Genomic DNA, 23,912 nt, shown 5'->3' with positions numbered 1-23,912 from the left:
ATCGACGGCGGGCGGCTTGCCTGCGCTTTATTGTCGGTGCCCCCGGTTAACTTGGGAATATGCGGTTACTCCATACCTCCGATTGGCACCTTGGCCGGTCATTCCACGGCGTTGGCATGCTTGATGCCCAGCGCGACTTTGTGGACCAGCTTGTGTTCCTCGTCGAAGCAAGGGCCGTTGATGTCGTTTTGATAGCAGGCGACGTCTACGATCGCGCGTTGCCTGGGCTGGACGTGGTCAAGCTTCTCGATGACGCGCTTGTGCGTATCACGCACGCTGGTGCCTCTGTCGTCTTGACCAGTGGCAACCACGACTCCGCCATCAGGTTGGGATTTGCCTCCCGCCTGCTGGAGCGTGGGGGAGTACACCTGCGGACACGGGTGGAGGAGTTGGACGTACCAGTGGTGTTCCCGTTGGAAACGGACGCCAACACGGGGGACAAGAACAGCGCCGGCGAGGTCGCCATCTACGGCATTCCGTATCTCGAACCCAGGCTCGTCGCCGAACGACTCGGCGCCGCGAGCGCCAACCACTTCGATGTCACATTGGCGGCGGTGGATCGGATCCGGAGTGATGTCCAGCGCCGCAGGGAATCCGGACCGGTCCACCCTGTGGTGTTGGCGCACACTTTTGCCAGCGGAGGTATTACTTCCGACAGCGAACGGGACCTGAGCATCGGCGGATTGGGTGCAGTGCCGCTGGATCTCTTTGAGGACTTTGCCTATACCGCACTGGGCCACCTTCATGGGCGTCAGGAATTGGCCCCGAATGTCCGATACTCCGGCTCACCCCTTGCTTATTCATTCTCGGAAGCCATGCACCATAAGGGCGCCTGGCTGGTGGACATTGACGCCAGCGGGGCAGTTGAAATTGAGGAAGTCCGTTGGGACGCACCCAGGGCCCTTGCCACGTTGCGTGGGCAGTTGGATGACCTCCTGGGATCGCCGGACCACGCATGGGCGGAAGGTGCCTACTGCCAGGTCACTTTGACGGATGCGCAGCGGCCTGCACAGGCGATGGAGAAAGTGCGCACCCGATTCCCCGACACTTTGGTTCTCTCGTTCGATCCTCAGGGAGCCGAGGTCCGGACCAGGACCAGTTACAGCAACCGGCTGGCCGAGGCTAAAGACGACCTCGAGGTCTGCTGCGGATTCCTGGAACATGTTCGGGACCGGAGGTCAGGCGATGCCGAAGAGGCCGCCTTGCGGGAAGCCCTTGAAGCAGTCCGGTTGGAGGAGGGGGAGCTGTGAGAATCCATCGCTTGGACATCGAAGCATTCGGTCCATTTGCGACGCCCCAGCACATAGATTTCGACCAATTGAGCGCGCAGGGCTTGTTCCTCCTCAACGGCGCCACCGGGGCAGGCAAGACCAGCATTTTGGATGCCATCTGTTTCGCCTTGTACGGATCCGTCCCTGGCGCACGCCAGGAAAGTAAGCGGCTTCGGAGCGACCACGCGGCACCCAGTGCGGAACCGCGAGTGGTGTGTGAGTTCTCTGCACGCGGACGGCGTTTTGAAGTCACCAGGTCACCGGCATGGGATCGCCCCAGTGCCCGGGGCCGCAATGGATTCACGACGCAGCAGGCCAAAACCCTCCTTCGGGAACGCGTAGGCGGGAGCTGGGAAGAGAAGTCGTCCAGGAATGACGAGGTAGGGGCCGAGCTTTCCGACGTCCTTGGGATGGACCGGGACCAGTTCACCAGGGTGGTCATGCTGCCGCAGGGCGACTTTGCCGCGTTCCTCAGATCCAAGGCCAGCGACCGTCTGGATCTCCTCCAGAAGCTGTTCGGCACCCACCGTTTTGAAGCCGTTGAACGCCAGCTCGCCCAACAAGCAGCAGTGGCCGCACGCGCAGTGCAGGAGAACTCTGCCGAACTCAAGGTGCTTCTGGACAAGGTTGCCTCAGAGAGCCGGCAGCTTGGTCTTCATCCTGACGGGTCTGAGGACTTCGGGCCTGGGGATTTCGGATCCGGGGATTCCAGGACTGCCGGAGATACCGCCGACGCCCCAGCCGCCGGGCAAGAGCCCGAGGCGTGGCTTGCCGGAGTGGAAGCCCAAGCGAACAAGGAGTGGGAGCGGCGTCGGGATGAGGCCGCTGAGGCTGAATCGATGGCTGCCCGCCTTGCGGAAAATTTCCAGGCGGCCCAGGAGAAGTCGATACGGCACGGACGGCTCGGGGCCGCGATGCAGAGGCGTGTCCTCCTTGAACTGGCAGCACCGCGGGCGCTTGAGAACAAGGAAACACTGGGAAAGCACCGCCGTGCTGCCGTTCTCAGTGGCCAACTCCAGGCCGTTGATTCGGCCGTGCGCAAGGTCCAGGACGCAGCAGCGCTGGCATCAAACCTTCGGGAAAAGCTGGTTTCGGCGGGAATGAACGCAGAAGACCCGGCTGCTCTCCTTGAAGGTGTCAAAGCAAGCTGCGCGGTTCTTGAGGCCCGTCTCCCGGACGAACAGCGTATGGACGGGATCGCGGCCCGGCTGGCCGCCAAACGCGATGAACTGGCTGAACATCAAGCTGCTGCGCAAGCGGCCGGTACCGCACTTGAGCAGCTTCGTGACGATGTGGCCACCGTGGAGTCACAGATTGAGCCCCTTGAGCCCCTGGCTGAACAGTTGGCAGAACTGGAACGCGATGCTGCGGCGGCCGTCGAACTGGTGGGAATAGTGGCACGCCACTCTGCTGCCGCTGACGGGTTGGATGAGATCACCTCGAAGCATCTCCACGCCCGGTCGGCATCGCAGGACCTCAGGCAGCGGTGGCTCGATATCCGTGAGCTCCGCCTTGCCAACGCGGCAGGGGAGCTGGCGGCGTCGTTGGAAAACGGGAAGCCCTGCGCCGTTTGCGGCAGCGAAGACCACCCTCATCCTGCCGCAGCCGTGCGATCGGCGCTTTCCCTCGCCCAGGAAGAGGAGGAAGCGAAGGAGCGCTTTGATGTAAGCGAGGAAGCTGCGGGACTCCTCGCCGGGCAGGTCTCCTCGGCAGCCCAGGTTCTTGCCGGATTGGTGGCGCAGGGAGGCTCAACGGACGCCGCCGAAGCCGATTCCAAGCGTGCTTCTGCCCAAGCGGCCGCCTCGGTGGCACGCAAGGCAGCAGGTTCGCTGGAGAAGCTTCGCGTCGAGCATGATGCCCTCACCCAACGCATCGTCCGCGTACAGGAAGAACTTACCGGGTCAGTAAGCGCAGAAGCACAGGCGTCCTCGGCTGTGCTGCTGCTGCAGGAGCAATACGTTTCCCTTGAAGCGGATCTCGCTGGCTTAAGGGGCGGCTTCACGAGCCTGCGTGAACGGTTGGAGGCGCTCTCGGCTGAGCGCGCACTTCTGCAAGCAGCCACCGATGCCGGCCAACAACTGGAAGTTGCCGGACAGGCCCGGGATGACGCTGTCGCGTCCCTGGGAAAGGTCCTGCCGGAATCCGGATTCGAGTCGGCCGAGGAAGCACGTGGGGAAATCCTCCCGCCGGCTGATGTTGTGGGCCTTGAAAAGGACTTGGCCGATTTCGACGCCGAATCGTCCCGCTTGGACGAGTTGTTTGCCAGCGAGGACCTGGTGCTGGCGGCCAAGGAAGCCAGTATTGGCGAAATGCCGTTGCTTGAGGCCGAACTTGCCGAAGCGAAGCTCGCTGCTGCTGGTGCAACGGACAGTGCCCGGGCCGCATCCTTGCAGTCAGGGCTGGCTGCTAATTCGGTGGAAGCCATTGCTCGCTGCCGGAAGGAGTACCAGGACCTTGCAGCGGCCGGGATGGAGCCACGAAACAAGGCCCGCCTGTTGGCTGATTTGGCGGACACAGCAAGGGGCTCCGGTGAAAACAGCTATCGCATGAGCCTGAATACCTATGTTCTGGCAGCACGCCTGGAGCAAGTCGCCATAGCCGCCTCGGAAAGGCTCGTCGCCATGAGCGACGGCCGCTATACCTTGCAACATACAGATGCCAAGGCAGCGCGCGGGGCAAAGTCAGGGCTCGGGCTCGAGGTAGTGGACGAATGGACGGGCCAGCGGCGCGACACATCCACCCTTTCCGGCGGCGAGTCCTTCATGGCGTCGTTGTCCCTGGCCCTCGGTCTCGCGGACGTCGTTCAACAAGAGGCCGGCGGCGTGGACATCGAGACGCTTTTCGTCGACGAAGGCTTCGGCAGCCTCGACGAGCAGGCGCTGGAGCAGGTGATGGACGCCCTGGAAGGACTTCGCGACGGCGGCAGGGTGGTTGGCCTTGTCAGCCACGTTGGGGAGATGAAGCAGCGCATTACCAGCCAGCTTCAGGTGGTCAAGGGACGCCACGGATCAAACGTGCGAATTGCCGAAGCAGTTCCGGTCTGAGACATATCCGATAGACTTAACCCGTTACACCGGGTCGCGCGCATCGGGAGGAGGGACGATGCGCATACTTTAGCGAACCCGGATTAATGGAAAACTCTTCAGTGGCCTCCCAGGCCTTGTCATCGGCGCCCGCACGCCGCCCCTCGCGACTACCAGGCCGTTTCGCGCGGCTTCCCGAACTGGCGGGGCCCGGGTTCCTCCCGTTGGGCCTTTTCGCCAGGCTTCCCCTTGCCATGCTGACCGTCGGGACTTTGACGCTCGTGACGGCGGTCAGCCAGTCGTACGCAATCGGCGGTATGGCCGCCGGCGCCGTTGGTATCGGTTCGGCCCTGGGTGCCCCCGTGCTGGGCTCGTTGGCAGATCGTGCCGGGCAACGCATCGTTCTCCTGGTCGCGTCGGTCATCAATACCCTTGCTGTGCTGGGACTCCTTGCGGCGGCCTACTTCACTCCGGGCTACGGGTCAGTGAACGACGCTCTCGCCGTGCTCATCACCGCGTTCCTCGCCGGGGCCAGCTGCCCCCAGGTTGGCCCGATGGCCAGGGTTCGCTGGATGGCCTTGACGACCCGCAATCTTTCCCCTGCCACAGCCAGCGGCAGCAAAAGCGTCGCTGCCAACCGCGCCGACCTCGATACCGCGTTGTCCTATGAGGGCACCGCGGACGAGATCACTTTTGTCCTTGGGCCTGCATTGGTCGGTGTCCTCGCCAGCATGGTGGCGCCGTGGTTGCCGCTGGCACTGGCGGCCGTCATGACGATCACGCTGGTGCCCGCGTTCGCAGTTCACCCCAGCCAACAGGCCGTGGTGCCGGAACCCCGGAACGTGAGCGCCGGCGTCGTACCTGCCGGCGGGCAAGGCCCTCAGGCGGGTCCGCAACGCGCCAAGCGTTGGGCGGGCGCAGTGGTGGCCGTCCCCGTAGTGGCGATGGTCTGCATGGGTACCTTCTTTGGTGCAACGCAAAACGCGTTGAGTGCCTTTTCCGCGGAGTATGCCACGGCCGAGATCGCGGGGCTCCTCTACGCGGTGATGGGCCTTAGTTCAGCCGTAGCCGCATTGTCCGTCGCGTTCTGGCCGCAGCGCTTCAGCTTGGCTTCGCGGTGGGTTGCGGCGGCCTTGGCGATGTCCGGATTGTCGCTCTTGCTGCTATTGCCGGCCGGTATTTGGCCGATGATCTTTGTCCTGCTGGTACTGGGTATTCCCGTGGGGCCGGTCATGGTCACCGTCTTCAGCATCGGCGGCGTGGTGGCCCCGGCAGGCCGCATGGCTACGGTGATGACGGCTCTTGCCAGCGGCATCGTCGCGGGCACGGCGTTGGGCGCCTACCTGGCGGGTCAGCTTGCCGAAGCGCAGGGCCCCGGCGCTGCATTCGTGGTTTCCATGGCGGCCGCTGCCGGTCTGTTGCTGCTGGGCGTCCTCACCTCGTTGGTCATGAAGCGCCAGCCCCAGGGTTAGTCCAGTCCGGCGGCCAGCGAGCGGGCCATAAGTTCCACCAGCCGCGATGACCGTTCTTCGTCGGGGTCTGCCAGATGCTGCATGCTGATGCCGTCGATGCCCGAGATGAACAGCCGCGTGATGTCTTCGAGGTTGTCGGGAACGGGCTCGTTTGCTGCATCAGCCGCTTCCCGGAACAGCTTTAAGGTAGAGCTGACCCAGCCGTCGTACATGGAGCGGTTCATGAGCTGGGCTTGTGGCTGGTCGTCAGCCTCTACCCGGAACCGGCGCAGCAGCAGTTCAAACGTGGTGACCTGTTCGTGGGGGTTCTCCAGCATGCGCATCCAGATGCGGCGGGCGTGGGCGCCAATCATATGGCGCAGCCCCATGCCAGGATCGGCAACGGGTTCGAGCGCCTTCGCGTAGTCCCTGCTGAGGAAGTTGTACACCTCTTCAAGGAGTTCGTCCTTGCTGCGGAAGCAGTAGTGCAGCGCGGCCAACGGGGCGTCGGCTTCACTGGCGATGCGCCGTGTTGTTGCCGAGGCGAGGCCGTCCTGGGCAATCACCCTCGCCGCAGCTTCCACGAACTGGAGCCGCCGTTCTTCAGCGGGAACCCTGGCCATCCGTACACCCCTTCTGTTTTGTATTCCCGTGATCGGGTCACCGACCGGCGGTCCCATTGATCGTAGGCGGTATCCGTTCGGGACTTGCCTTGGCCGTGCCGTGTGGGCCCGGAAAAGACCTTTCAAGAAATTTTACGCCAAAACCTAGTCAAGTGACCCAGTCAAGCGACATACTTCTTTCAGGAACGTTGTCTGCATCACATTCGTGTGCAGTGACCTGAGGAGAACCGATGCAGGAATTCGCCGATCTAGTGATCGTCAATGCCTCGGTCCACACCATGGACCCGGCACGGCCACACCGTATGACCGACGCAGTTGCAGTCAAGGGCGGCCGCATCGCTGCCCTTGGCCGGAAGGATGTCCGCCGGGCGATTGGACCACATACCAAAATCGTGGATGCCGCCGGTGGCGCGGTCATTCCCGGAATCAACGACGCCCACCTGCATTTTGTCTCGGCAGCAATGTCGGCCTTCGGATACGTCCGCGTGGACCCGGGCATCGCGCCGGACTGGGCGGCCGTCGTCGACGTCATCAACGCAGCCCCTGCGGGCGGGGATGGCTGGGTCCGGGCCCATGGCTGGGACGAAGTCGTCATGGGTCCGGCATGGGACAACCTGCTCGAATGCCGCCCGGGCATTCCGGTAGTGGCCTTCGACTCGACCGGCCACCAGTTACTGGCCAATCGGGACGCGCTGAAGAGGGCAGGGATCAACGCTGAAACAGCAGACCTCGACGGCGGTGTCATAGCGAGGGCGGAGGACGGCACCCCAACTGGCCTCTTCCAGGACGGAGCCATGGAACTCCTCTCGCGGGCAATGCCACCCGTGCCCGTATCCACGCTGCGTCCGGCCCTGCTGAAATTCCAGGAGCACCTGCATGCCCTGGGGATCACATCACTCACCGATCCCGGATTGGGTCCCGCCAGCGCCGGACTCATGGATGGCGCAGGTTCGACGGCGGCACTTGAGCTGCTGGGCGACCTCGCCGTAGCGGGGGAACTGACGTTGCGCGTGAACGTCCTGATGCTGTTCGCCGGAACTGGCGGCGCGAATGCCACGGCAATTGGCGAGGGACTGGGAACCGGACTGGCGGAGGCCTTTGCCAACCGCGGCATCGATCCGCAGCAGTTGCGGATCGCGGGCGTAAAGATCTTTGCAGACGGCATCCCTCGCAGCGGTACCGCCTGGATGAGCGAACCCTACGGCAAAGCGTGTACCCACGGCCGCCTTGTGATCCAAGGCTCCGATGACGCAGAACGGGTTGCCGAGCTCCACACGATCCTTGAACTCATCACGGATGCCGGGTTGCAGGCCGGCATCCACGCCACGGGTGACGCCGCTACTGCCGCAGCAGTGGAGGCCATCCTCGCAACGGCGGTCGGCCGCGGTGCCATGGGTGCGGGGAACCGCCACTACATCATCCATGGAGCCTTCACCGATACCAGCACTTTGGCCACCATGGCCGCGCACGGCATTGGCTACAGCACCAATCCACTGATCCGCGCCGAAGCAGGGGACATGATGCGCCAGGTACTTGGCGAAGGTCGGTTCTCTGTCCACCAACCCCTTCGTTCGGCCGCCGACGCCGGTGTGCGGTTCAACCTTGCCTCAGACGCACCCGTCACCAGTTCGGACTGGCGTCGCACGGTGGTGGCGGCAGTTCGGCGAGGTACGCGTTCAACTCCGGGCGACCCCGGCGATCCCGAACGGATCGCCGGACTTCAGGCCCTCGCTGCGATGACCATCGACGCTGCCTGGCAGGACCACGCCGAGCATCTCAAGGGTGCACTCGCACCAGGGATGGCCGCTGACCTTTGTGTGCTTTCAGGCCCGTGGCCGGAAGACGAAGAGATCGAAAAGCTTCTCGACCTGGACATCACGCTCACGCTGAGCGGCGGCCGGGTAGTCCATCGAACAACCAACTAGACCCTCCCCACCCGTTCCAACCATTCGTACATCAAGGAGCACCACATGCGACGCAGTATTCCTTTGGCACTGGCCGCAGTCCTGTCCATGACCCTTGCAGCCTGCGGAGGCGGTTCAAGCCCGGCAACCACTCCCGCCGCGGACGGGACCACCACCCTCAAGGTAGGCACCATCGGCATCGGGTCCGACGCCGGCATCCGGCTGGCCGTCGACAAGGGCTATTTCAAGGAACAGGGCCTCAACGTCGAGATATCTGTCATCGCCAACCCTCCAGCCGGCATCGCAGCGGCACAGAGCGGCCAGATCGATGTCACTTACACCCCTTCCATCCCACTCTTGAATGCCCTGAACCAGAACGTCCCCCTCAAGATCGTGGCAGCTGCCGACGGCTATAAAGACGGTGCCGGCGAAGAGTCCGATCTCAACCGCGTCGATGACACGGGCCTGCTGGTCCAGAAAGCGTCCGCCATCTCCCGGCCGAAAGACCTTGAGGGCAAGAACGTCAGTGTCCCGGCACGGAAGGCCCAGCTGGAAGTGACAGTCAGCAAACTCATCAAGGACGACGGCGGTGATCCCGCCAAAGTGAACTGGATGGTCCTGGATCCTTCGTCGGCACTCCAATCATTGAATTCAGGACGCGTGGACGCAGCCTCACTTGTCGCGCCGTTCACGTCCAAGGCAGTGGCGGAGGGAAACCGGCTCCTGGCTTCACCCGGCGTCGAGTTCTTTGAACAAGGTGCGATCGGGCTCTGGGTCTCCGGCGCCAACACAGTGAAGTCGAAGCAGAAGGCGTTGGAGGGTTTCAAGACCGCTATCTATAAGGCAAACGCCTACGCCAATGGCAACACCGACGAAGCGCAGCAGCTCAGCGCCGAGATCACCAAGACTTCGCTCGACGTGGTCAAATCCGGCGCCGTGAACTATTGGCCGGAGGAAGTCCGCGTCGAGGACATTGAACGAGCCAACAACAACCTTGCCGACCTTGGTTTCCTGAGCGCACCAGTGAAGCTTCCCGGCGACCTCGTTTTCGGGAACTAGGCGCGGACCGGGCATGGGAGAGTCATCATGAAACCGTCCATCCGTCCGGTGGCGTTCAGCGTCCTGGGGATCGTGGCAGCCCTGGTCATTTGGCAGGTCCTTGCCGAAGCCAGGGTGGCCGGAAATGCCTTGCCGTCAGCCACCACTGTCTTCGCCAACCTGGCAACAACCCTGGGATTGGGTTCGTTTTGGTCTTCGCTGGCTTCCACCATTGGGATCGCACTGCTTGCCCTGGCCCTTTCGGCCGTGGCGGGGATAGTGATTGGCCTGCTGGTGGGCAGCTTCGAATCCGTTCGTTACGCCACGTTGGCGGTGCTGGAATTCCTCAAGCCGGTACCGCCCATCGTCATTCTTCCTCTGGCCGTTTTGGTGCTGGGTCCAACAGTTGAGATGGCGCTCTTCCTGGTGGTGTTTGGTTGCTTGCTGCCCATCGTCATGCAGACCGTCGACGGCGTTCAGAGTACTGATCCCGTAGCGCGGGACACGGCGCGGTCATACGGAATGGGGGAGGGCGAAATCCTGGCACGCGTAGTGCTTCCCAGCGCCATGCCGTACATCGGCACTGCCCTGCGCGTTGCAGCGCCCGCAGCCTTGGTGGTCACGGTCGTAGCCGGGCTCCTCGGGGGTGGTCCGGGCCTGGGCCAGAGCATCTACCAGGCCCAAGCAGCCGGTGACTACGCCGGTCTCTATGGATTGGTGATTGTCCTTGGCCTGCTGGGTCTGTTGTTCCAAGGTGCCACCCGGGTCGCGGAGCGCCGGGTTCTGCACTGGCATGAGTCCTACCGGGAAGTGGTGCCCTGATGATGAACGTAAAAACGCGAAACTGGCTGATTGGTGCCGGCACACCTGTGCTGCTCCTGACGGCATGGTGGCTCTTGTCGGAGAATTCCACGGATCCGTTCTTCCCCCCGTTGCGGACTATCCTGGTCCGCTTCCAGGAGCTGTGGCTCTTTGAACACTTCCAGTCCGACGTCTTGTTGAGCCTGGGCAACCTGTTCGTGGGCTTTGCGATCGCAGCGGTGGCGGGTGTTGGGATCGGTTTTGCGACTGCCCTGGTTCCCACGGTCCGTTGGATGGTGGACCCATTGATCCATTTCCTCCGTGGAATTCCTCCCGTTGCCTTGGTACCGATCTTCATCTCGCTTATTGGGTTCGGTCCGGAGATGCGCGTGGCCAGCATCGCGCTGGCGGCCTTGTTTCCCACCATGATCGCCACAGTGGACGGCATCCGGAGCGTCAGCAACGACCTCATGGACGTCGCCAGGGTCTACCGGCTGAGCCGAAAGGAACGATTGCTCAATGTTCTCCTGCCCGCGGCCACTCCCCAGATCTTTTCCGGGCTGCAGGTGAGCCTCCAGGTGGCCTTCATCGTGATGATCGCCAGCGAGATGCTGGGCAGTTCACAGGGCATCGGCGCGATGACGCTGCTCGCACAGCAGAGCTTCATGACCGCTGATATGTGGGCGGGGATCCTGCTCTTGGGCGTCATCGGGTTCCTGGTCAACGTCCTGTTCGGCCTGCTCAAACACAGGGTCCTGTCCTGGTACATCGGCTCACGGCGCATGGCGCGTGCAGCATGAGCATCCGGCAACTCCCGACTCTTTCCCCTCGACCAAGAAAGTCCGCCATGGCACAGCAACCGGAAACCCGTATCAGTACCACCACGCCACGGCTGGACGTGGCACATCTCGCCAAAACCTATGGCAGCGGAGAGAAAGCCCACACAGTCATCGAAGACCTCACCTTTACGGTGAATGCGGGCGAGATTGTCTGCATCGTTGGCCCTTCCGGCGTTGGCAAGACGACCCTCCTGAAGTGCTTGGCGGGCCTCCATCCGGCAAGCAGCGGACAGGCGTCCATTGACGGGCGGGCCATCAGCGGTCCACCTCCCGAGATGGCATTGGTGTTCCAGGACTACAACCGCTCGCTCATGCCGTGGCTGACTGTCCGGAAGAACCTCATCCTGCCACTGCGCCATCTCCGGCTCCCTGCAGCGGAATTGAAGGAACGGTGCGACAGTGCACTGGCCGCCGTCGGGCTTTCCCACGCCGGCAACCAGTACCCGTGGCAGTTGTCAGGGGGCATGCAGCAGCGGGTGGCGATCGCACGCGCGCTGGCCTACCGTCCCGAGATCCTCATCATGGACGAGCCCTTCGCCTCCGTGGACGCACAGACACGCTTCGATCTCGAGGACCTGTGCCTCAAGATCAGGCGCGACTTCAACATGACCATCCTGGTGGTTACCCACGACATCGACGAGGCCGTGTACCTGGCAGACCGCGTTGTGGTGCTGGGATCCAGGCCGGCACGGGTCCTGAAGGTGGTTGACGTGGACCTTCCGGCTCCGCGTGAACAGATCAGTACGCGATCGCTGCCGGAGTTCGCCCGGCAACGCACCGAAGTGCTGTCACTCATTAAGAGGCCGGCGTGACGGGCGGAATGCGTGCAGGCGCCAAACGCCGGCCAAACGTCCTGTTCTTCATTGCCGACCAACTTCGGGCAGATCATCTGGGTTTCGCTGGCAACAACACCGTAAAAACGCCCAACCTCGATGCGCTCGCAGCCAGAAGTGTTGTCTTCGACAATGCGACGGTCGCCAACCCCACTTGCATGCCCAACCGCGCCAGTTTGATGACTGGCCGGTGGCCTTCAGCGCATGGAACCCGTTGCAACGGCATCACCCTCGATCCCCATACCCGGACAGTTCCCGGTTCCTTGGCGGCCGGTGGCTATCGCACAGTGGGCGTCGGAAAACTGCACCACCAAAACATGGGCTGGGAGTTCGAGCCGCATCAGGCCGACGAGATCCGGGCAACGGATCCCATGCTCCTGGACCCGGAATCAGGTGATGCCCGGCGTCAGGGGCACGCGCCCGGCTGGGACCAATGGGAAAACCGTGACGCCCACGATAAGCGCTTTATTGGACTCCCCAACGACTACTACGGCTATCAGCATGTGGACCTGGTGATAGGGCATGGGGACCGTCCCGGGGGCCATTACGTGCATTGGGCACGGGAGCGGGGCGTTGACCCCGGGACGCTGGGCGGGGCGGAAAACTCCTCCAGGCCATATGTCGGTTGGGAACAGGTATATCAGACGGCGATTCCGGCCGAAGTGCATCCCACCAGCTACATCAGCGAGAAGGCCATAGAGCACCTGAAGGACGCAGCGGGCCAGGACCAACCGTTCTTCATGTTTGTCTCCTTCCCGGACCCCCACCATCCGTTCTCACCTCCAGCGGGCTATTCGGACCTCTACGATCCCGATGCGTTGCCGCTGCCCCTCGGGTTCGAACAAGACCATTCAGCATCGCCCCCGCATGTCCGGGCCATGATCGAACATCGTGGCGAGCCGAACCCCGACCCGACCATGACCTGGGCGGCCACCGAGGAACAATACAGGTACGCGGCGGCAGCCCAATACGGCTTGATCACCATGATGGATGAACACATAGGCCGCATACTGGACGAATTGGCCAGGCAGGGCCTGGCTGAAGACACCATCGTGGTCTTTACCAGCGACCATGGAGACCTTTTTGGCGACCACGGCCTGATGCTCAAGCACTTTGTCCACTACCGTGCCGTGACGAATGTTCCGTTGATACTGCATGTTCCCGGTGGTTCACCGTGCCGCACCGATGCGCTGGTTTCCAGCGCCGACCTGGCACCCACCTTGCTCGAACTCACGGGATCCGAAGGCTACCGGGGTATCCAAGGTCGCTCGCTTGTGCCGGTACTCCGGGGGATCGCGGGGCATCACAGGGACGCTGTATTGGTGGAGGAAGAACAGCCGTTCGGCCTCGATGGACTCCCCGGTCCAGTCAGGATAAGGACCGTCATCACTGCCGAGGGCCGGCTGACGCGGTATTTCGGGACGGAAACCTGTGAACTCTACGATCACCGCAGCGATCCCGGAGAGCTCCATAACCGTGCGGGTGATCCTGCTTTTACAGGATTGGAGGACCGCCTCACGCGGGCAATGCTGGAGGAGATGGCCGCGCTGGCCGACCAAGGAACAGCGCCGACGGCGGCCGCGTAGGACACGAGGCCGGCATCCTGCCGTTCCGTCACTGGAACCGCTAAGCCTCGTTGCGGTACCCCGTGGGGGAGTTCCCGAACGCTGCCCTGAAGATTCTGCTGAAGTGGGCGGCGTCGGTGAACCCCCACCGTGCCGCGATCGCCGTCACTGGTCGGTCAGCCAGGACGGGATCCCGGAGGTCGCGGCGGCATCGTTCCAGTCGCCGTTGCCGGATGGAGGAGGCCACCGTTGTTCCGATTTCCTGGAAGAGATCGTGGAGGTGCCGCGTGGAGATGTAGTGGGCTGAAGCGATGGTTCCCGGGGAGAGCCCGGGGTCGCCAAGGTTGGCCTCTATGTAGTCGTGGATCCGCCCCAGCAGCAGCAGGTGCGGGTCGCGTCCAGTGTCGATGAGCTGGTCCAGTTCGCCATTGAAGAGCGTGGTGACAAGGTCCAATGCGTTATGGACCAGCCTGAGCCCGTTGGTTCCGGAGAGCGCTTCGAGGTTGTCAGCGAGCTTCACCAGGAAGGGGCTGATGAGCTCGCCCAGGCCTTCGTCTCCCGGAATCCGCAGTGCCGTCACGTGCCCCATGGCCTCGGCGGGCAAGTCGAGCAGAACGTGGGGGAACATCAGCACCAAGGTGCGGAAGTCGTCGTCGAACGTGAGTTGGTAGGGACGGGAGGTGTCATAGATGGAGAGGTCACCGGGCCGAAGCACCGCTTCGCGTTCATCCTGGACCAAGCGTCCGGAACCGCTGAGCTGGATGCTGAGCTTGAAAAAGCGTCCTGTGGATTTTGCAATCAGCTCCGGTGTGCGGAGGACGGTGTGGGGGCCGGCCTTGATCTCCACGACTGAAATTTGTCCCAGCACCCGTGCCCGCATGGTTCCGTGGAATGTTGAATCGCGGGGCCCCGTTGCCAGCAGTGGCACGAAGGAGGTGGAGATGGCCCGACTCCATTCCTGAAAGGACTCCGCCACGATTGTTTCCACGGTTGTGGGGCCTGTATCAGCCGCGACAGTCATTAAACTCCCTTTCAATGGCCCGCGCCGCCTCATGTCTTTCGACTTATTTGTCGACCAGTGGGCCATCGGAGAGGACGTGAGCTTGCCCACGATTCTACACCGGGCCTCCGTGCCGCGACGTGCGTGCGTCCACCGACAAACACCCTGCCGTGTGAGACAAGTCACTCGGTGCTTCCGCGGTGGAAGATTGCGGAATGACCGACACCGTGCCGCGCACATCTCCCGCGGCACCGAGGCAGGAGCACACTATGAGCGTGGACAACCCAGTTAAGGGCAGGACCGCCGGGCCCGCAAACACCAAGAGGCTTCTTGGGGTACCGGCTGTGACTTTCATGATTATCGCGGCCTCGGCGCCGCTGACCGTGCTGGCGGGCGGAGTGACTACGACGTTCGCTGTCACTGGAGTGATGGGTGTGCCCCTGTCCTTCCTGCTGTTGGGCGGGATCCTGGCGCTGTTCGCTGTGGGATATGCCGGCATGAGCCGCTATGTCACCAACGCAGGAGCTTTCTACGCCTACATAGCGCAAGGCATTTCCAGGCCGGCTGGAGTTGGCGCTTCCCTTGTGGCCCTGATGGCCTACAACCTGATGCAGGTTGGCATTTACGGCTTGTTCGGTTTCACGGTGTCCTCGCTCCTGTCGGCGCGGCTCGGCGTCACTGTTCCGTGGTGGATCCCCGTCCTGGCATGCATCGCCATCGTCGGGTGGCTGGGCGTGAACCGGGTGGACCTGTCTGCCAAGGTACTGGGCGTCCTGGTCGCCCTCGAGTTCCTGGTCGTCATCGTTTACGACGTCATCAGCCTGGCTGTCGCTCCCGAGGGGGTCAGTGCTGTGGCCTTCAGCCCGGAGAGCTTGTTCGTGCCGGGAATCGGTGCCGTACTCTCCTTTGGCATCGCTGCCTTCATGGGCTTCGAGTCCGCAGCCATCTACGGCGAGGAATCAAAGGATCCCCAGCGAACGGTCGCACGGGCAACGTTCGCTGCCGTGGGGATCATCGCCGTGTTCTATGCGGTTTCCGCATGGGCCATGACCGTGGGCGCAGGGCCCTCGGCGGTCATTGATTCAGCGGCCGCAAACGGCCCGGACATGATGTTCGCATTCCTTGGCGCCAACGGCGGAGTGCTGCTCAGCGACATCGCGCAGGTCCTTTTCGTCACCAGCCTCTTTGCTGCACTCGTCAGCTTCCACAACGCGGTGGCACGGTACTTCTTCTCGCTGGGCCGCGAGCGGGTCCTGCCCCCGGTGCTTGCCAAGGTCAGGCGGGGGAGCGGTGCGCCCTTCGCCGGTTCCCTCGCGCAGACGGTGATTGCCGTCGTCGTGACCGTTGCCTTCGCCATTGCCGGGGCGGGTTCCGAGCTCGGCGAGCTGTACCCCGTACTGACGATGTTCACCTGGCTGACCAACAGTGGTGCCATGGGCCTGGTCTTGCTGATGACGGTGGTATCGGTGGCTGTCATCGGCTTCTTCCGCCGAAACCAGCACGGGGCCAGCCTCTGGGTCAGGGTCATTGCACCTGTCCTGGGATTCGTCCTCCTGGCAATTGTCTTCGTGCTCATCCTGGCCAACTTCAATGTCCTGCTTGGACAAACTGAATCCACCGCCGCATCGTTCGTTCTCCCTGCACTGGTGCTGCTGCCCGGAGTGGTGGGGGTCGTCTGGGGTTTGCGGCTTCGGCGCTCGCAGCCGGCCCTGTACGCACGGATCGGCCACGGCTCGGAAGACTGAGCCCTCAGGAAAAAGGCTGCCCCGGCGGACTCGACAGAGAGTCCGCCGGGGCAGCCTTTCGTGCTCCAGGGCTAGAGGGCCGGGTCCAGTTCCGGCCGGTGGTGGGTCATGCTGATCAACTTTCCGTGGGCGCCGAACGTGAAGTGCACTGGTTGCGTGCCTGACTCGTCCCAGCCGAACAAGCTGCCGTGGGAACGGATGGCATTGACGTCGCGGTGGTCGGCAATCGTGACGGAACCGCATGGAATAACCTTTTCGCGCCAGGTGAAGACGAAAATTCCCGGGCGGACCTGGAACACAGTGTTTGAATCGGTATCTGCCAGGCCCCGCTCAGGCCCGGCGAGGCACTGCCACGTGTACCAGGTGGGGCTGAGGTAGATGTGCTCGTAGGCGTGCGACTCGCTGTAAACCCACTCAACACGCCGTCCAATGAGTCCGGTGCTCTCGGCAATGGCTGCTCCGGCGGCGAAACCGTCCAGGGTGCCAGGCCGGAAATCGTGCTGGACTGCCACGCGGGACGGGGTCGGCTTTCCAAGCGTTGCGCCGATGTACAGCGCCGTTCCATTCGTGAGGTCCAAGACCAGGGAAATGGCGAGGTCCTGCTCCACGACGCTGTGCCACTGGGCGTAGTAGAGCTGCCCGGCCACGAGGAAAGCCTCGTAGGGAGCTGTTCCTGCCTGCCCGGCAGCTGCCCATTGCACTTCTTCGTCGTCGAAGCTGAACGTCATGGGGCCGCCATCGCCGCGGACCCGGAATTGTTGTCCCGCGAGGTCGTGCACTGTTGGGGCCTTGTTGGCATCGAAGCCAGGCGCAAGTCCTTCCAGGGGCAACCAGTTGGAGGTGTCAAGAAGATTCAGGCTCATGGGTTCCTTCTCGTACTCGAAGAGGGACAGGACGGGTGTCCTGCCCTTACTTGAGTATTCAGTTCCCGTTGCTGCCGGTCTTGTGTTGTGAAGCACGTTGTTTGACCCGTAAGGAAAGGTTAGGCGAGCTGGCCTTCGATGCGGGCGGCGCTGGCAGCCAGTGCCTTGCCTACGGCGTCGGCGTCCTGGTCCAGGCGGATATAGACGACGGCGATCGCTGCCGGCCGTCCGCCCGGAACCTTGATGGGGGCAGCAATGGAGGACAGTCCGGCGATGACCTCGTCATGGCTGGTGGCGTAGCCGAGGCGGCGGGCTTCGTCGGCTTCGGGGCGGTAAGGGTTGCCGGCGCCCACCTGCTGCCAGCGCTCCTCGGTCATGGTTGACTGGATGGCTATTCCGGGAGCGCCGGTACTGACTGGGTGGCGGCTGCCGGGGTGCTGGGCGAGGGCGGCGCCGGAGTGCCGTGGCTCGACGGTGACCAGGGTGACGCATTCCTGGTGGTCCCACACGGCGACGAAGGCCGTCATGTGGAGGGTGTTGGCAAGTTGCGTCAGTTCGGGAAGGGCCGCGGTTTGAAGGTTCCGTGAGACGCCGCTGGCCAGGACCGCCAGGCCGGGGCCGGGCTGCACGCGTCCGGAGTCGTCACGCACCAGCAGAGAGTGGTCCTCCAGGGTCCTGAGGATCCGATAGGCGACGGACCTGTGCACCCCCAACGCCTCCGTGAGCTCTGCGATGGTGAGGGGCCGCTCGGCCGCGGCGAGGATTTCCAGCGCGCGGATTCCCCGTGAGAGCGTTTGCGACGGCGGCACCTGGGTTGTTGGTTCCGGTGGACCCTTGACGTCGCTGCGGGGATTCATGCGAACCATTCTATGTTGAAGGAACCTTCCAAGGGTCTGTGCTTTGGGTCACAGGCTGTAGTATTATTTCCTAACTGACCGTTCTGTCGGTTAATGCACGTCAAGCGCCGACCAGTCACTCTCACCCCATGGAGTTCCAATGACCGCAACTTCCACTGTCGACTCTCCGTCAGGACCCAGCAGCAAGCGTGAAGAGCGCCGGGTTCTGGCCGGGACACTGGTGGGCACCACCATTGAGTGGTACGACTTCTTCATCTTTGCCCAGCTCACGGCCACGCTCTTGGCGCCGCTGTTCCTATCTCCCTTGGAGAAGTCCAACCCGGGCGTTGCGCAGCTCTTGTCGTTCGCCACGATCGGTATCAGCTTCTTGTTCCGTCCTCTCGGGGCCTTTGTTGCCGGGCACCTCGGCGACAGGATGGGCCGCAAGGCCGTCCTGGTCATGACGCTGGTCATGATGGGCGCAGCTACGGCGCTCATTGGCTTGCTGCCCACGTACGCAACCATCGGTGTTTGGGCTCCGGTCCTGCTGATCACCCTGCGTGTGGTCCAGGGCTTCTCGGCGGGCGGTGAGTGGGGCGGTGCCGCACTCATGGCAGTGGAGCACGCGCCCATCAAGAAGCGCGGACTCTTCGGCGCCTACCCGCAGATCGGTGTGCCGATCGGCATGATCCTGGCCACCGGCCTGCTGTTCCTCCTCCAGTCGGGCATGTCCAAGGAAGACTTTGCGGCTTGGGGCTGGCGGGTGCCGTTCCTGCTGTCCGTGGTCCTTATTGTGGTGGGCTACCTCATCCGGCGTGCCGTTGGCGAAAGCCCTGTGTTCAAGGAAATTGCCCTGCGCAAGGCCGAAAGCAAGGCGCCCCTTGGAGACCTCTTCCGCAAGAATAAGAAGGAAGTTGTCCTCGCTGCACTGATCTTCATCGCCAACAACGCAGCCGGTTACCTGCTGATTGCCTTCTTCATCTCCTACGCCACCAGGACATTGAAGATGCCCACTCCGCAGGTGCTGCTGGCCACGACCGTCGCCTCATTTGGCTGGCTCATTTTCACCATGGTGGGCGGCTGGCTCTCCGACAAGATCGGGCGCGTCAAGACGTTCCTGATCGGGTACGGCTTGGTCTTCGCCTGGATGATTCCCATGTTCGTACTGATCGATTCCAAGGACATCGTGCTCTACGGAACCGCCCTGTTCGTCCTGACGATCGGCCTGGGCCTGTCCTACGGCCCTATGTCCGCGATGTATGCGGAGATGTTCCCCGCCCAGGTCCGCTACTCCGGAATCTCCATTGGGTACGCCTTGGGAGCAATCCTGGGCGGCGCCTTCGCACCGCTCATCGCCCAGGCGCTCCTGGACACCACCAAGTGGTCAGGCTCTGTTGGCATCTACATCATGGTCCTCTGCGTAATCTCCGCAATTGGCGTGATCCTCGCCAAGGAGACCCGCGGCCGGCCCCTGGGCTACAGCGTCCATCACTAGATCGGGGCATAGGAAAGGCGGGTGCGGTCCACAGCGGACCGCACCCGCCTTTGCGTTGGAGAACGACGGCGCTTACTTGCGCCCGCCGGCTGTGGCGCCTTCCAACTGGCTCACCACGTCGGCATCGGACAATTGACCGAAGTGTTCGTAGAAGGCGCCCACGGCATGGAACTTACCCGGCGTGTGCAGGGCCATGACGAAATCGCTCACCCGTGCCAGCGACGTCGAGGCTTCCAGCGAGGCAACCGGTACTGCGGCTATTACGGTGCGTGCGCCGGCAGAACGAACTGCTTCCACGGCGGCCCGCATGGTGGCACCAGTGGCAAGTCCGTCATCCGCCAGCACTACGGTCTTCCCACGGAGGTCATGCCTGGTGCCCGGGTAGTTCTGCGCGCGCCGGAGGAGCTCGGAACGTTCGTGTGCTTCCACGGCATCGAGCGCGGATTGGGAGATGCCGTGGGCGAGGACGAGGTCCCTCAGTGGCTTGTTGACGATCCGGAGGACGTCGCCCTGAGACCATGCCAGTGCCCCAAAAGCCGTCTCGTCGCGACCCGGAATGCCGAGCTTGCGGACCAGGACCGCGCCGAAGGGCAGGTACAGTTCGGCCGCTGCCGCGGCGGCCACGGGGACTCCTCCACGTGCCAGGCCCAAGACGATGGTGTCCGGCTTTTCCCTGAGTTGCGGGAGGGCTTCAGCCAGGCGTCGACCGGCTTCCGCACGGTCCTTGAAACGCATGCCCATCTGCTCCACTTCCACGTAAGTCGTTGCAGTTCCAAGCCTACCGTCCAGACCTTGCCCGGTAGCGTCTCCGCTGAAAGCATGGGCGTGTGAACAAGCCCATCGGATACTGGATCAAGAGGCTCGACGCCGCACTGGAAGCCCAACTGGACACCATCCTTGCCAAGATCAAGCTCAGCCGGCGCCAATGGCATACCCTCAGTGTCCTGTCCGAGGGCGCCATGCTCCCGGACCAGCTCGAGGAGTCTTTGCAGCCGTTGTGGGGAAACGACATCCGGATGCGGGAGAGGGAACTGGCAGCCCTCGTGGGCCGCGGAATGATCACCATGATTGATGACCGGCTGGTCCTGAGTGACCGTGGACGGGAAAAATACCACGAAGCCCAGCGGTTGGTGGAAGCGGCGCGTCAGGACCTTTCCATGGGCATCGGCATCGATGAGTACGCCATGGCCCTGAGCGTGTTGGAACGAATGAGCCTCAACGCGGAGCGGCTGGCCCGCTGACTTCCAGCCGGCAAAACCAGCCGCGCCCCACTGAGCCCTCCCAGGGAACGGGGGCCCTACACCCCAAGGAATTCGACAGCAGCTTCCTTGAACGCCCGGCTGGTGATGACGTTGGTGTGGGTGCGCCCTGGAATGACCAACGTTTCCACCAAACCGCCATGCCTGCCCGCAATCGAGGCGAGCTCCGGCATGGTGGCTGCCCTTTCATCCTTTTCGCCGGCAACGAGCAGGACGGGCATATGCGGGGCAGCTTCGGCAGGATCGAAAGGTTCCCCCTTGATGGCCTCAATGAGCGACAACATGGAGAAGAGGTTGTTGCTGGGAAGCATCTGTGCCATCTTCAGCAATCCGGCCGTGGACGCGTCCTCAATGGGCGTGCCGTCGGCCAAGTGCCGTTGCGCAGCGACGAGGTCGAAAGCTGCCAACGGATCCGCTGAGCTGGGTCCACCCAGGACGATGCGGTGGACAAGGTCCGGCTGGGTGGCGCCGAACTCCCAAGCCAGCCTCGAGCCGAGCGAGTAGCCAATGACGTCCAGTCCCGTGGACGGGTCACCATCGCGCAGTGGCCGGGCTCCGGCGTCGGTCACTATCTGGAGGAGGTCAGCGCGTATGCGGCTGGGCGTGTACGAATCCAGGTCCTCGGGGGAGTGGCTCCTGCCATGGCCTGGCAGGTCTACGGTGATCACGCGACGGCCTGCATCCTGAAGGGTGGTGATCCAGCCGCTATCCACCCAGTTCAGTTTCGTGGAGGAAGAAAAGCCGTGGATCAGCAGGACGGGCCGCAGGCCGGCGTCCGTGGATGGCTCATGGACTTCCACGGACAGCCCGGGGTCCGTGCCCTCTACTGTGTGCCTGTGCTGTTCCATGGTGTGCCTGCCGGTCATCATGTCAGTCCTCATCGAGTACGGCGCTCAGGCGGACCCGGCGCTTGGGTGCTTCGTCCTTTGGAACAGTGCCCACGATACCGGCAGTATCATCCGGAACCTCGAACACGATCAGCGGTTCGCCAACGTTGATGGTGTCACCTGGCGCCCCGTGGATACGCACCACTTTACCCGCCTGCGGGCTGGGCAATTCGAGGGCCGACTTGGTGGTTTCAAGCTCCACTATCGGCTGGTTGCGTTCCACCTGCTGGCCAGGTTCCACCAGCCAATCCAGCACTGTCGCCTCGATCAGGCCTTCGCCCAAGTCGGGAAGGGGGAAGGAAATTTCAGCCACGGCGGTACTCCAGTACGCGTTGGATCCCAAAGAGGATGCGGTCGATGTTGGGGATGTATTCGTCCTCCAGGTCGCCGGAGGGGTAGGGAACGTCGAATCCGGTCACCCGCTCCACGGGCGCCTTCAGGGTTGCGAAGCAGCTTTGTGTGATGAGTTGGGCGACTTCGGCACCAAGTCCGGAGGTCAGGGGCGCCTCATGGACGACGACGGCGCGCCGCGTCTTCCCAACGGACCTCGCCAACGCATCGGCATCAATTGGCTTCAGCCAGCGCAGATCCAGGACCTCGACGTCGATGCCGTCCTCGGCTGCGAGTTCGGCAACCTGCAAGCAGCGGGAGACCATGGCCCCCCATGCCACCAGAGTGAGGTGGCGGCCTTCCCTCACCACGCGGGCGCCGGTGAGGCTGCCGCCGTCGTCTACTCCGGCGTCGTGCGTTGGGCGTTGGGCGGCACTGGCGACGTCCACGGGTCCCTTCTGCCAATAGCGCGATTTCGGCTCCATGAAGATCACCGGGTCCGGCCTGGTGGCAGCGTACTTGAGCAGATGGTAGGCGTCGTGCGGGTTTGATGGAGAGACAACTTTGAGGCCCGGGACGTGGGCGAAGAGCGCTTCCAGGCTCTCGCCATGGTGTTCAGGGGCGCGGATGCCGCCGAAGCTGGGGACCCGCAATGTGATGGGCATGGGCAGGGTTCCGCGGCTGCGGTAGTTCATCCGGGCGATCTGGCAAACGATCTGGTTGATGGCCGGGTAGGCGAAGCCGTCGAACTGGACCTCGGGAATGGGGTGGAAGCCGGCCATTGCGAGGCCAACCGACATGCCCAGGATGCCGGATTCAGCAAGCGGGGTGTCAAAAACGCGTTCCTCGCCATGCTTTGCCTGCAGGCCATCGGTGATACGGAAGACGCCACCCAGCCGGCCGCAGTCCTCCCCGAAGATGACGGTCTTGGGGTTTTCGGCCAAAACCTCGTCGAGGGCGCGGTTGAGGGCCTGCTGCATGGACATGTGCTGGACGTTTGCGGCGCCCGTATCAGTGCTGTTTCCACTGCTGCGATCAGTGGTGATGGTCTCAGGCATGTTCGGACTCCTCGCGCCACGAGGTGGCCTGGGATTGAAGGGCTGGTGTTGGTTCCTGGAAGACCAGGCTGAACATCTCGGCGCCGGGGCGCGGGCCGAGGTCGGCGATGCCGGCACGGATGGCTTCCTCTTCATCTTCGGCCGCGCGCTGCGCCTCCGCGAAGAAGGCTGCATCCGCTACGCCTTCTGCGAGAAGCCGCTGTTTGAAGCGCTCCAGCGGATCCTCGCCGCCGTCGAGGCGTTCCTCCTCCAGGGTGCGGTAGCGGCCGGGATCGTCGGCGGTGGAGTGTGGGCCACGACGGTAGGTCATCGCTTCTATCACCACGGGGCCGTTCCCTGCGCGGCAATGCGCGAAAGCGGAACGTGTGGCTTCGAAGACAGCGACCACGTCGTTGCCATCGATCTGCAGGGAGGGGATTCCGTAACCGGCTGCTCGTGCGGCCACAGAGCCGCCCGCAACCTGGCGTTCGGTGGGGACCGAGATGGCCCAGCCGTTGTTCTGGATGAAGAAGACCACGGGGGCTTTCATGACCGCGGCGAAGTTCATGGCTTCGTGAACGTCACCCTGGGAGGAAGCGCCGTCACCGAAGTACGTCATGGCGACGCCCATCTCCGGCGCCCCGGAGAGGGTCTGTCCATGGGCCCAGCCCACAGCGTGCAAAACGGAACCGGCCACCACCGCCTGGATGGGAGCGAACCTGGACTCAAGCGGGTTGTACATGCCGCCGTGCCACGTGGCCTTGTGAGTAGACATATAGCCCACCATGTCCAGGCCCATCGCCCGGGCAACGCCCATTTCCCGGTAGGTGGGAAACACGAAGTCGCGGGTTCGGTCGACGGCATAGCCGCTGCCTACTTGCGCGGCTTCCTGGCCGAGCTCCGGCGCATAGCCAGGGATGATGCCCTGACGCTGCCAGGCGACGGCCGAGGAGTCCAGGTGCCGGACTGCTGCCATCAGCGTGTACAACTCACGGAGTTGATGGTGGGTGAGCGGGGCCGCGTCATCATCGACGGCGGCCAGCACGGGTTCTGTAGTCATGAGTGTGACCCTAGTCACCGGATCCTGCCATGCGCAATCAGCTCAGTTGGAA

The 23,912-nt window shown here is 63.2% G+C and carries 21 protein-coding genes; 12 read left to right on the top strand and 9 right to left on the bottom strand.

Annotated features, from left to right (window positions below):
- Window positions 1-59: 59 nt before the first annotated feature.
- The 3 genes from J3D46_RS19130 (at window position 60) to J3D46_RS19120 (ending at window position 5,766) form a co-directional block, all read left to right on the top strand.
- The gene (locus tag J3D46_RS19130) at window positions 60-1,250 is read left to right on the top strand and encodes an exonuclease SbcCD subunit D (RefSeq protein ID WP_253468517.1); all 1,191 of its coding nucleotides are present in this window, start codon (window positions 60-62) and stop codon (window positions 1,248-1,250) included.
- A complete protein-coding gene (locus tag J3D46_RS19125; protein WP_253468515.1) occupies window positions 1,247-4,315 on the top strand; it encodes an AAA family ATPase in 3,069 nt (1,022 codons plus the stop codon). The genes J3D46_RS19130 and J3D46_RS19125 overlap by 4 nt, the downstream gene beginning before the upstream one ends.
- An 86-nt stretch (window positions 4,316-4,401) precedes the next feature.
- Complete coding sequence (locus tag J3D46_RS19120; RefSeq protein ID WP_231340896.1) at window positions 4,402-5,766, top strand: MFS transporter; 1,365 nt, start codon at window positions 4,402-4,404, stop codon at window positions 5,764-5,766.
- Here J3D46_RS19120 and J3D46_RS19115 read toward each other — a convergent pair.
- A complete protein-coding gene (locus tag J3D46_RS19115) occupies window positions 5,763-6,368 on the bottom strand; it encodes a TetR/AcrR family transcriptional regulator (RefSeq protein WP_231340895.1) in 606 nt (201 codons plus the stop codon). The two genes, J3D46_RS19120 and J3D46_RS19115, sit on opposite strands and share 4 nt — an antisense overlap.
- Before the next feature lie 230 nt (window positions 6,369-6,598).
- Between J3D46_RS19115 and J3D46_RS19110 the strand changes: the two genes are divergently transcribed.
- From J3D46_RS19110 to J3D46_RS19085, 6 genes are read left to right on the top strand one after another with little or no spacing between them, the layout of a single operon-like run.
- Window positions 6,599-8,293: an amidohydrolase gene (locus J3D46_RS19110; RefSeq protein ID WP_253468513.1), complete on the top strand. Its 1,695-nt coding sequence runs from the start codon at window positions 6,599-6,601 to the stop codon at window positions 8,291-8,293.
- 45 nt (window positions 8,294-8,338) lie between these two features.
- Window positions 8,339-9,331, top strand: a complete 993-nt coding sequence (locus tag J3D46_RS19105) for an ABC transporter substrate-binding protein (RefSeq protein WP_253468512.1) — start codon at window positions 8,339-8,341, stop codon at window positions 9,329-9,331.
- 27 nt (window positions 9,332-9,358) lie between these two features.
- Window positions 9,359-10,132, top strand: a complete 774-nt coding sequence (locus J3D46_RS19100) for an ABC transporter permease (RefSeq protein WP_253468511.1) — start codon at window positions 9,359-9,361, stop codon at window positions 10,130-10,132.
- Window positions 10,132-10,911 carry an ABC transporter permease gene (locus J3D46_RS19095; RefSeq protein ID WP_253468510.1) on the top strand — a complete coding sequence of 260 codons (780 nt, stop codon included), beginning with the start codon at window positions 10,132-10,134 and terminating at the stop codon, window positions 10,909-10,911. The genes J3D46_RS19100 and J3D46_RS19095 overlap by 1 nt, the downstream gene beginning before the upstream one ends.
- Entirely contained in the window at window positions 10,908-11,762 is an 855-nt protein-coding gene (locus J3D46_RS19090) for an ABC transporter ATP-binding protein (protein WP_374110807.1), read from the top strand. The genes J3D46_RS19095 and J3D46_RS19090 overlap by 4 nt, the downstream gene beginning before the upstream one ends.
- A complete protein-coding gene (locus J3D46_RS19085) occupies window positions 11,759-13,369 on the top strand; it encodes a sulfatase-like hydrolase/transferase (RefSeq protein ID WP_253468509.1) in 1,611 nt (536 codons plus the stop codon). The genes J3D46_RS19090 and J3D46_RS19085 overlap by 4 nt, the downstream gene beginning before the upstream one ends.
- 40 nt (window positions 13,370-13,409) lie before the next feature.
- Here the strand turns inward: J3D46_RS19085 and J3D46_RS19080 are convergent, their stop codons facing one another.
- On the bottom strand, window positions 13,410-14,369 hold the full coding sequence (locus J3D46_RS19080) for a helix-turn-helix domain-containing protein (RefSeq protein ID WP_253468508.1): 960 nt from the start codon (window positions 14,367-14,369) through the stop codon (window positions 13,410-13,412).
- A gap of 248 nt (window positions 14,370-14,617) precedes the next feature.
- On the opposite strand from J3D46_RS19080, the gene J3D46_RS19075 reads away from it, so the two are divergent.
- Complete coding sequence (locus tag J3D46_RS19075) at window positions 14,618-16,093, top strand: APC family permease (protein ID WP_253468507.1); 1,476 nt, start codon at window positions 14,618-14,620, stop codon at window positions 16,091-16,093.
- Between the two features lie 71 nt (window positions 16,094-16,164).
- Here the strand turns inward: J3D46_RS19075 and J3D46_RS19070 are convergent, their stop codons facing one another.
- Together J3D46_RS19070 and J3D46_RS19065 are read right to left on the bottom strand one after the other, a co-directional pair.
- On the bottom strand, window positions 16,165-16,956 hold the full coding sequence (locus J3D46_RS19070; RefSeq protein WP_253468506.1) for a MoaF C-terminal domain-containing protein: 792 nt from the start codon (window positions 16,954-16,956) through the stop codon (window positions 16,165-16,167).
- 119 nt (window positions 16,957-17,075) lie between these two features.
- On the bottom strand, window positions 17,076-17,822 hold the full coding sequence (locus J3D46_RS19065) for an IclR family transcriptional regulator (protein ID WP_374110806.1): 747 nt from the start codon (window positions 17,820-17,822) through the stop codon (window positions 17,076-17,078).
- A gap of 130 nt (window positions 17,823-17,952) precedes the next feature.
- On the opposite strand from J3D46_RS19065, the gene J3D46_RS19060 reads away from it, so the two are divergent.
- Window positions 17,953-19,287, top strand: a complete 1,335-nt coding sequence (locus tag J3D46_RS19060) for an MFS transporter (protein ID WP_231343467.1) — start codon at window positions 17,953-17,955, stop codon at window positions 19,285-19,287.
- 72 nt (window positions 19,288-19,359) lie between these two features.
- Here J3D46_RS19060 and J3D46_RS19055 read toward each other — a convergent pair whose 3' ends face one another.
- Window positions 19,360-20,028 carry a phosphoribosyltransferase gene (locus J3D46_RS19055; RefSeq protein ID WP_253468505.1) on the bottom strand — a complete coding sequence of 223 codons (669 nt, stop codon included), beginning with the start codon at window positions 20,026-20,028 and terminating at the stop codon, window positions 19,360-19,362.
- A gap of 86 nt (window positions 20,029-20,114) precedes the next feature.
- Between J3D46_RS19055 and J3D46_RS19050 the strand changes: the two genes are divergently transcribed.
- Complete coding sequence (locus tag J3D46_RS19050; RefSeq protein WP_253468503.1) at window positions 20,115-20,528, top strand: MarR family transcriptional regulator; 414 nt, start codon at window positions 20,115-20,117, stop codon at window positions 20,526-20,528.
- 56 nt (window positions 20,529-20,584) lie between these two features.
- Here the strand turns inward: J3D46_RS19050 and J3D46_RS19045 are convergent, their stop codons facing one another.
- From J3D46_RS19045 to J3D46_RS19030, 4 genes are read right to left on the bottom strand one after another with little or no spacing between them, the layout of a single operon-like run.
- The gene (locus J3D46_RS19045; protein ID WP_231339987.1) at window positions 20,585-21,415 is read right to left on the bottom strand and encodes an alpha/beta fold hydrolase; all 831 of its coding nucleotides are present in this window, start codon (window positions 21,413-21,415) and stop codon (window positions 20,585-20,587) included.
- 1 nt (window position 21,416) lies between these two features.
- A complete protein-coding gene (locus J3D46_RS19040; protein WP_017200407.1) occupies window positions 21,417-21,746 on the bottom strand; it encodes a biotin/lipoyl-containing protein in 330 nt (109 codons plus the stop codon).
- A complete protein-coding gene (locus J3D46_RS19035; RefSeq protein ID WP_253468501.1) occupies window positions 21,739-22,821 on the bottom strand; it encodes an alpha-ketoacid dehydrogenase subunit beta in 1,083 nt (360 codons plus the stop codon). The genes J3D46_RS19040 and J3D46_RS19035 overlap by 8 nt, the downstream gene beginning before the upstream one ends.
- The gene (locus tag J3D46_RS19030; RefSeq protein WP_253468499.1) at window positions 22,814-23,860 is read right to left on the bottom strand and encodes a thiamine pyrophosphate-dependent enzyme; all 1,047 of its coding nucleotides are present in this window, start codon (window positions 23,858-23,860) and stop codon (window positions 22,814-22,816) included. The genes J3D46_RS19035 and J3D46_RS19030 overlap by 8 nt, the downstream gene beginning before the upstream one ends.
- Window positions 23,861-23,912 lie beyond the last annotated feature (52 nt).

Origin of the sequence: Paenarthrobacter sp. A20 (assembly GCF_024168825.1) — a bacterium.
Lineage (GTDB): Bacteria > Actinomycetota > Actinomycetes > Actinomycetales > Micrococcaceae > Arthrobacter.
This window is presented reverse-complemented; position numbering and strand designations above follow the sequence as displayed.

Bases quoted from the DNA above. Each gene is read 5' to 3' on its own strand.
- J3D46_RS19030 (WP_253468499.1), bottom strand. From the start codon at position 23,860: ATGACTACAGAACCCGTGCTGGCCGCCGTCGATGATGACGCGGCCCCG.
- J3D46_RS19130 (WP_253468517.1), top strand. From the start codon at position 60: ATGCGGTTACTCCATACCTCCGATTGGCACCTTGGCCGGTCATTCCAC.
- J3D46_RS19115 (WP_231340895.1), bottom strand. From the start codon at position 6,368: ATGGCCAGGGTTCCCGCTGAAGAACGGCGGCTCCAGTTCGTGGAAGCT.
- J3D46_RS19075 (WP_253468507.1), top strand. From the start codon at position 14,618: ATGAGCGTGGACAACCCAGTTAAGGGCAGGACCGCCGGGCCCGCAAAC.
- J3D46_RS19100 (WP_253468511.1), top strand. From the start codon at position 9,359: ATGAAACCGTCCATCCGTCCGGTGGCGTTCAGCGTCCTGGGGATCGTG.
- J3D46_RS19095 (WP_253468510.1), top strand. From the start codon at position 10,132: ATGATGAACGTAAAAACGCGAAACTGGCTGATTGGTGCCGGCACACCT.
- J3D46_RS19120 (WP_231340896.1), top strand. From the start codon at position 4,402: ATGGAAAACTCTTCAGTGGCCTCCCAGGCCTTGTCATCGGCGCCCGCA.
- J3D46_RS19060 (WP_231343467.1), top strand. From the start codon at position 17,953: ATGACCGCAACTTCCACTGTCGACTCTCCGTCAGGACCCAGCAGCAAG.
- J3D46_RS19110 (WP_253468513.1), top strand. From the start codon at position 6,599: ATGCAGGAATTCGCCGATCTAGTGATCGTCAATGCCTCGGTCCACACC.
- J3D46_RS19055 (WP_253468505.1), bottom strand. From the start codon at position 20,028: ATGGGCATGCGTTTCAAGGACCGTGCGGAAGCCGGTCGACGCCTGGCT.
- J3D46_RS19105 (WP_253468512.1), top strand. From the start codon at position 8,339: ATGCGACGCAGTATTCCTTTGGCACTGGCCGCAGTCCTGTCCATGACC.
- J3D46_RS19070 (WP_253468506.1), bottom strand. From the start codon at position 16,956: ATGAGCCTGAATCTTCTTGACACCTCCAACTGGTTGCCCCTGGAAGGA.
- J3D46_RS19035 (WP_253468501.1), bottom strand. From the start codon at position 22,821: ATGCCTGAGACCATCACCACTGATCGCAGCAGTGGAAACAGCACTGAT.
- J3D46_RS19065 (WP_374110806.1), bottom strand. From the start codon at position 17,822: ATGGTTCGCATGAATCCCCGCAGCGACGTCAAGGGTCCACCGGAACCA.
- J3D46_RS19090 (WP_374110807.1), top strand. From the start codon at position 10,908: ATGAGCATCCGGCAACTCCCGACTCTTTCCCCTCGACCAAGAAAGTCC.
- J3D46_RS19045 (WP_231339987.1), bottom strand. From the start codon at position 21,415: ATGATGACCGGCAGGCACACCATGGAACAGCACAGGCACACAGTAGAG.
- J3D46_RS19080 (WP_253468508.1), bottom strand. From the start codon at position 14,369: ATGACTGTCGCGGCTGATACAGGCCCCACAACCGTGGAAACAATCGTG.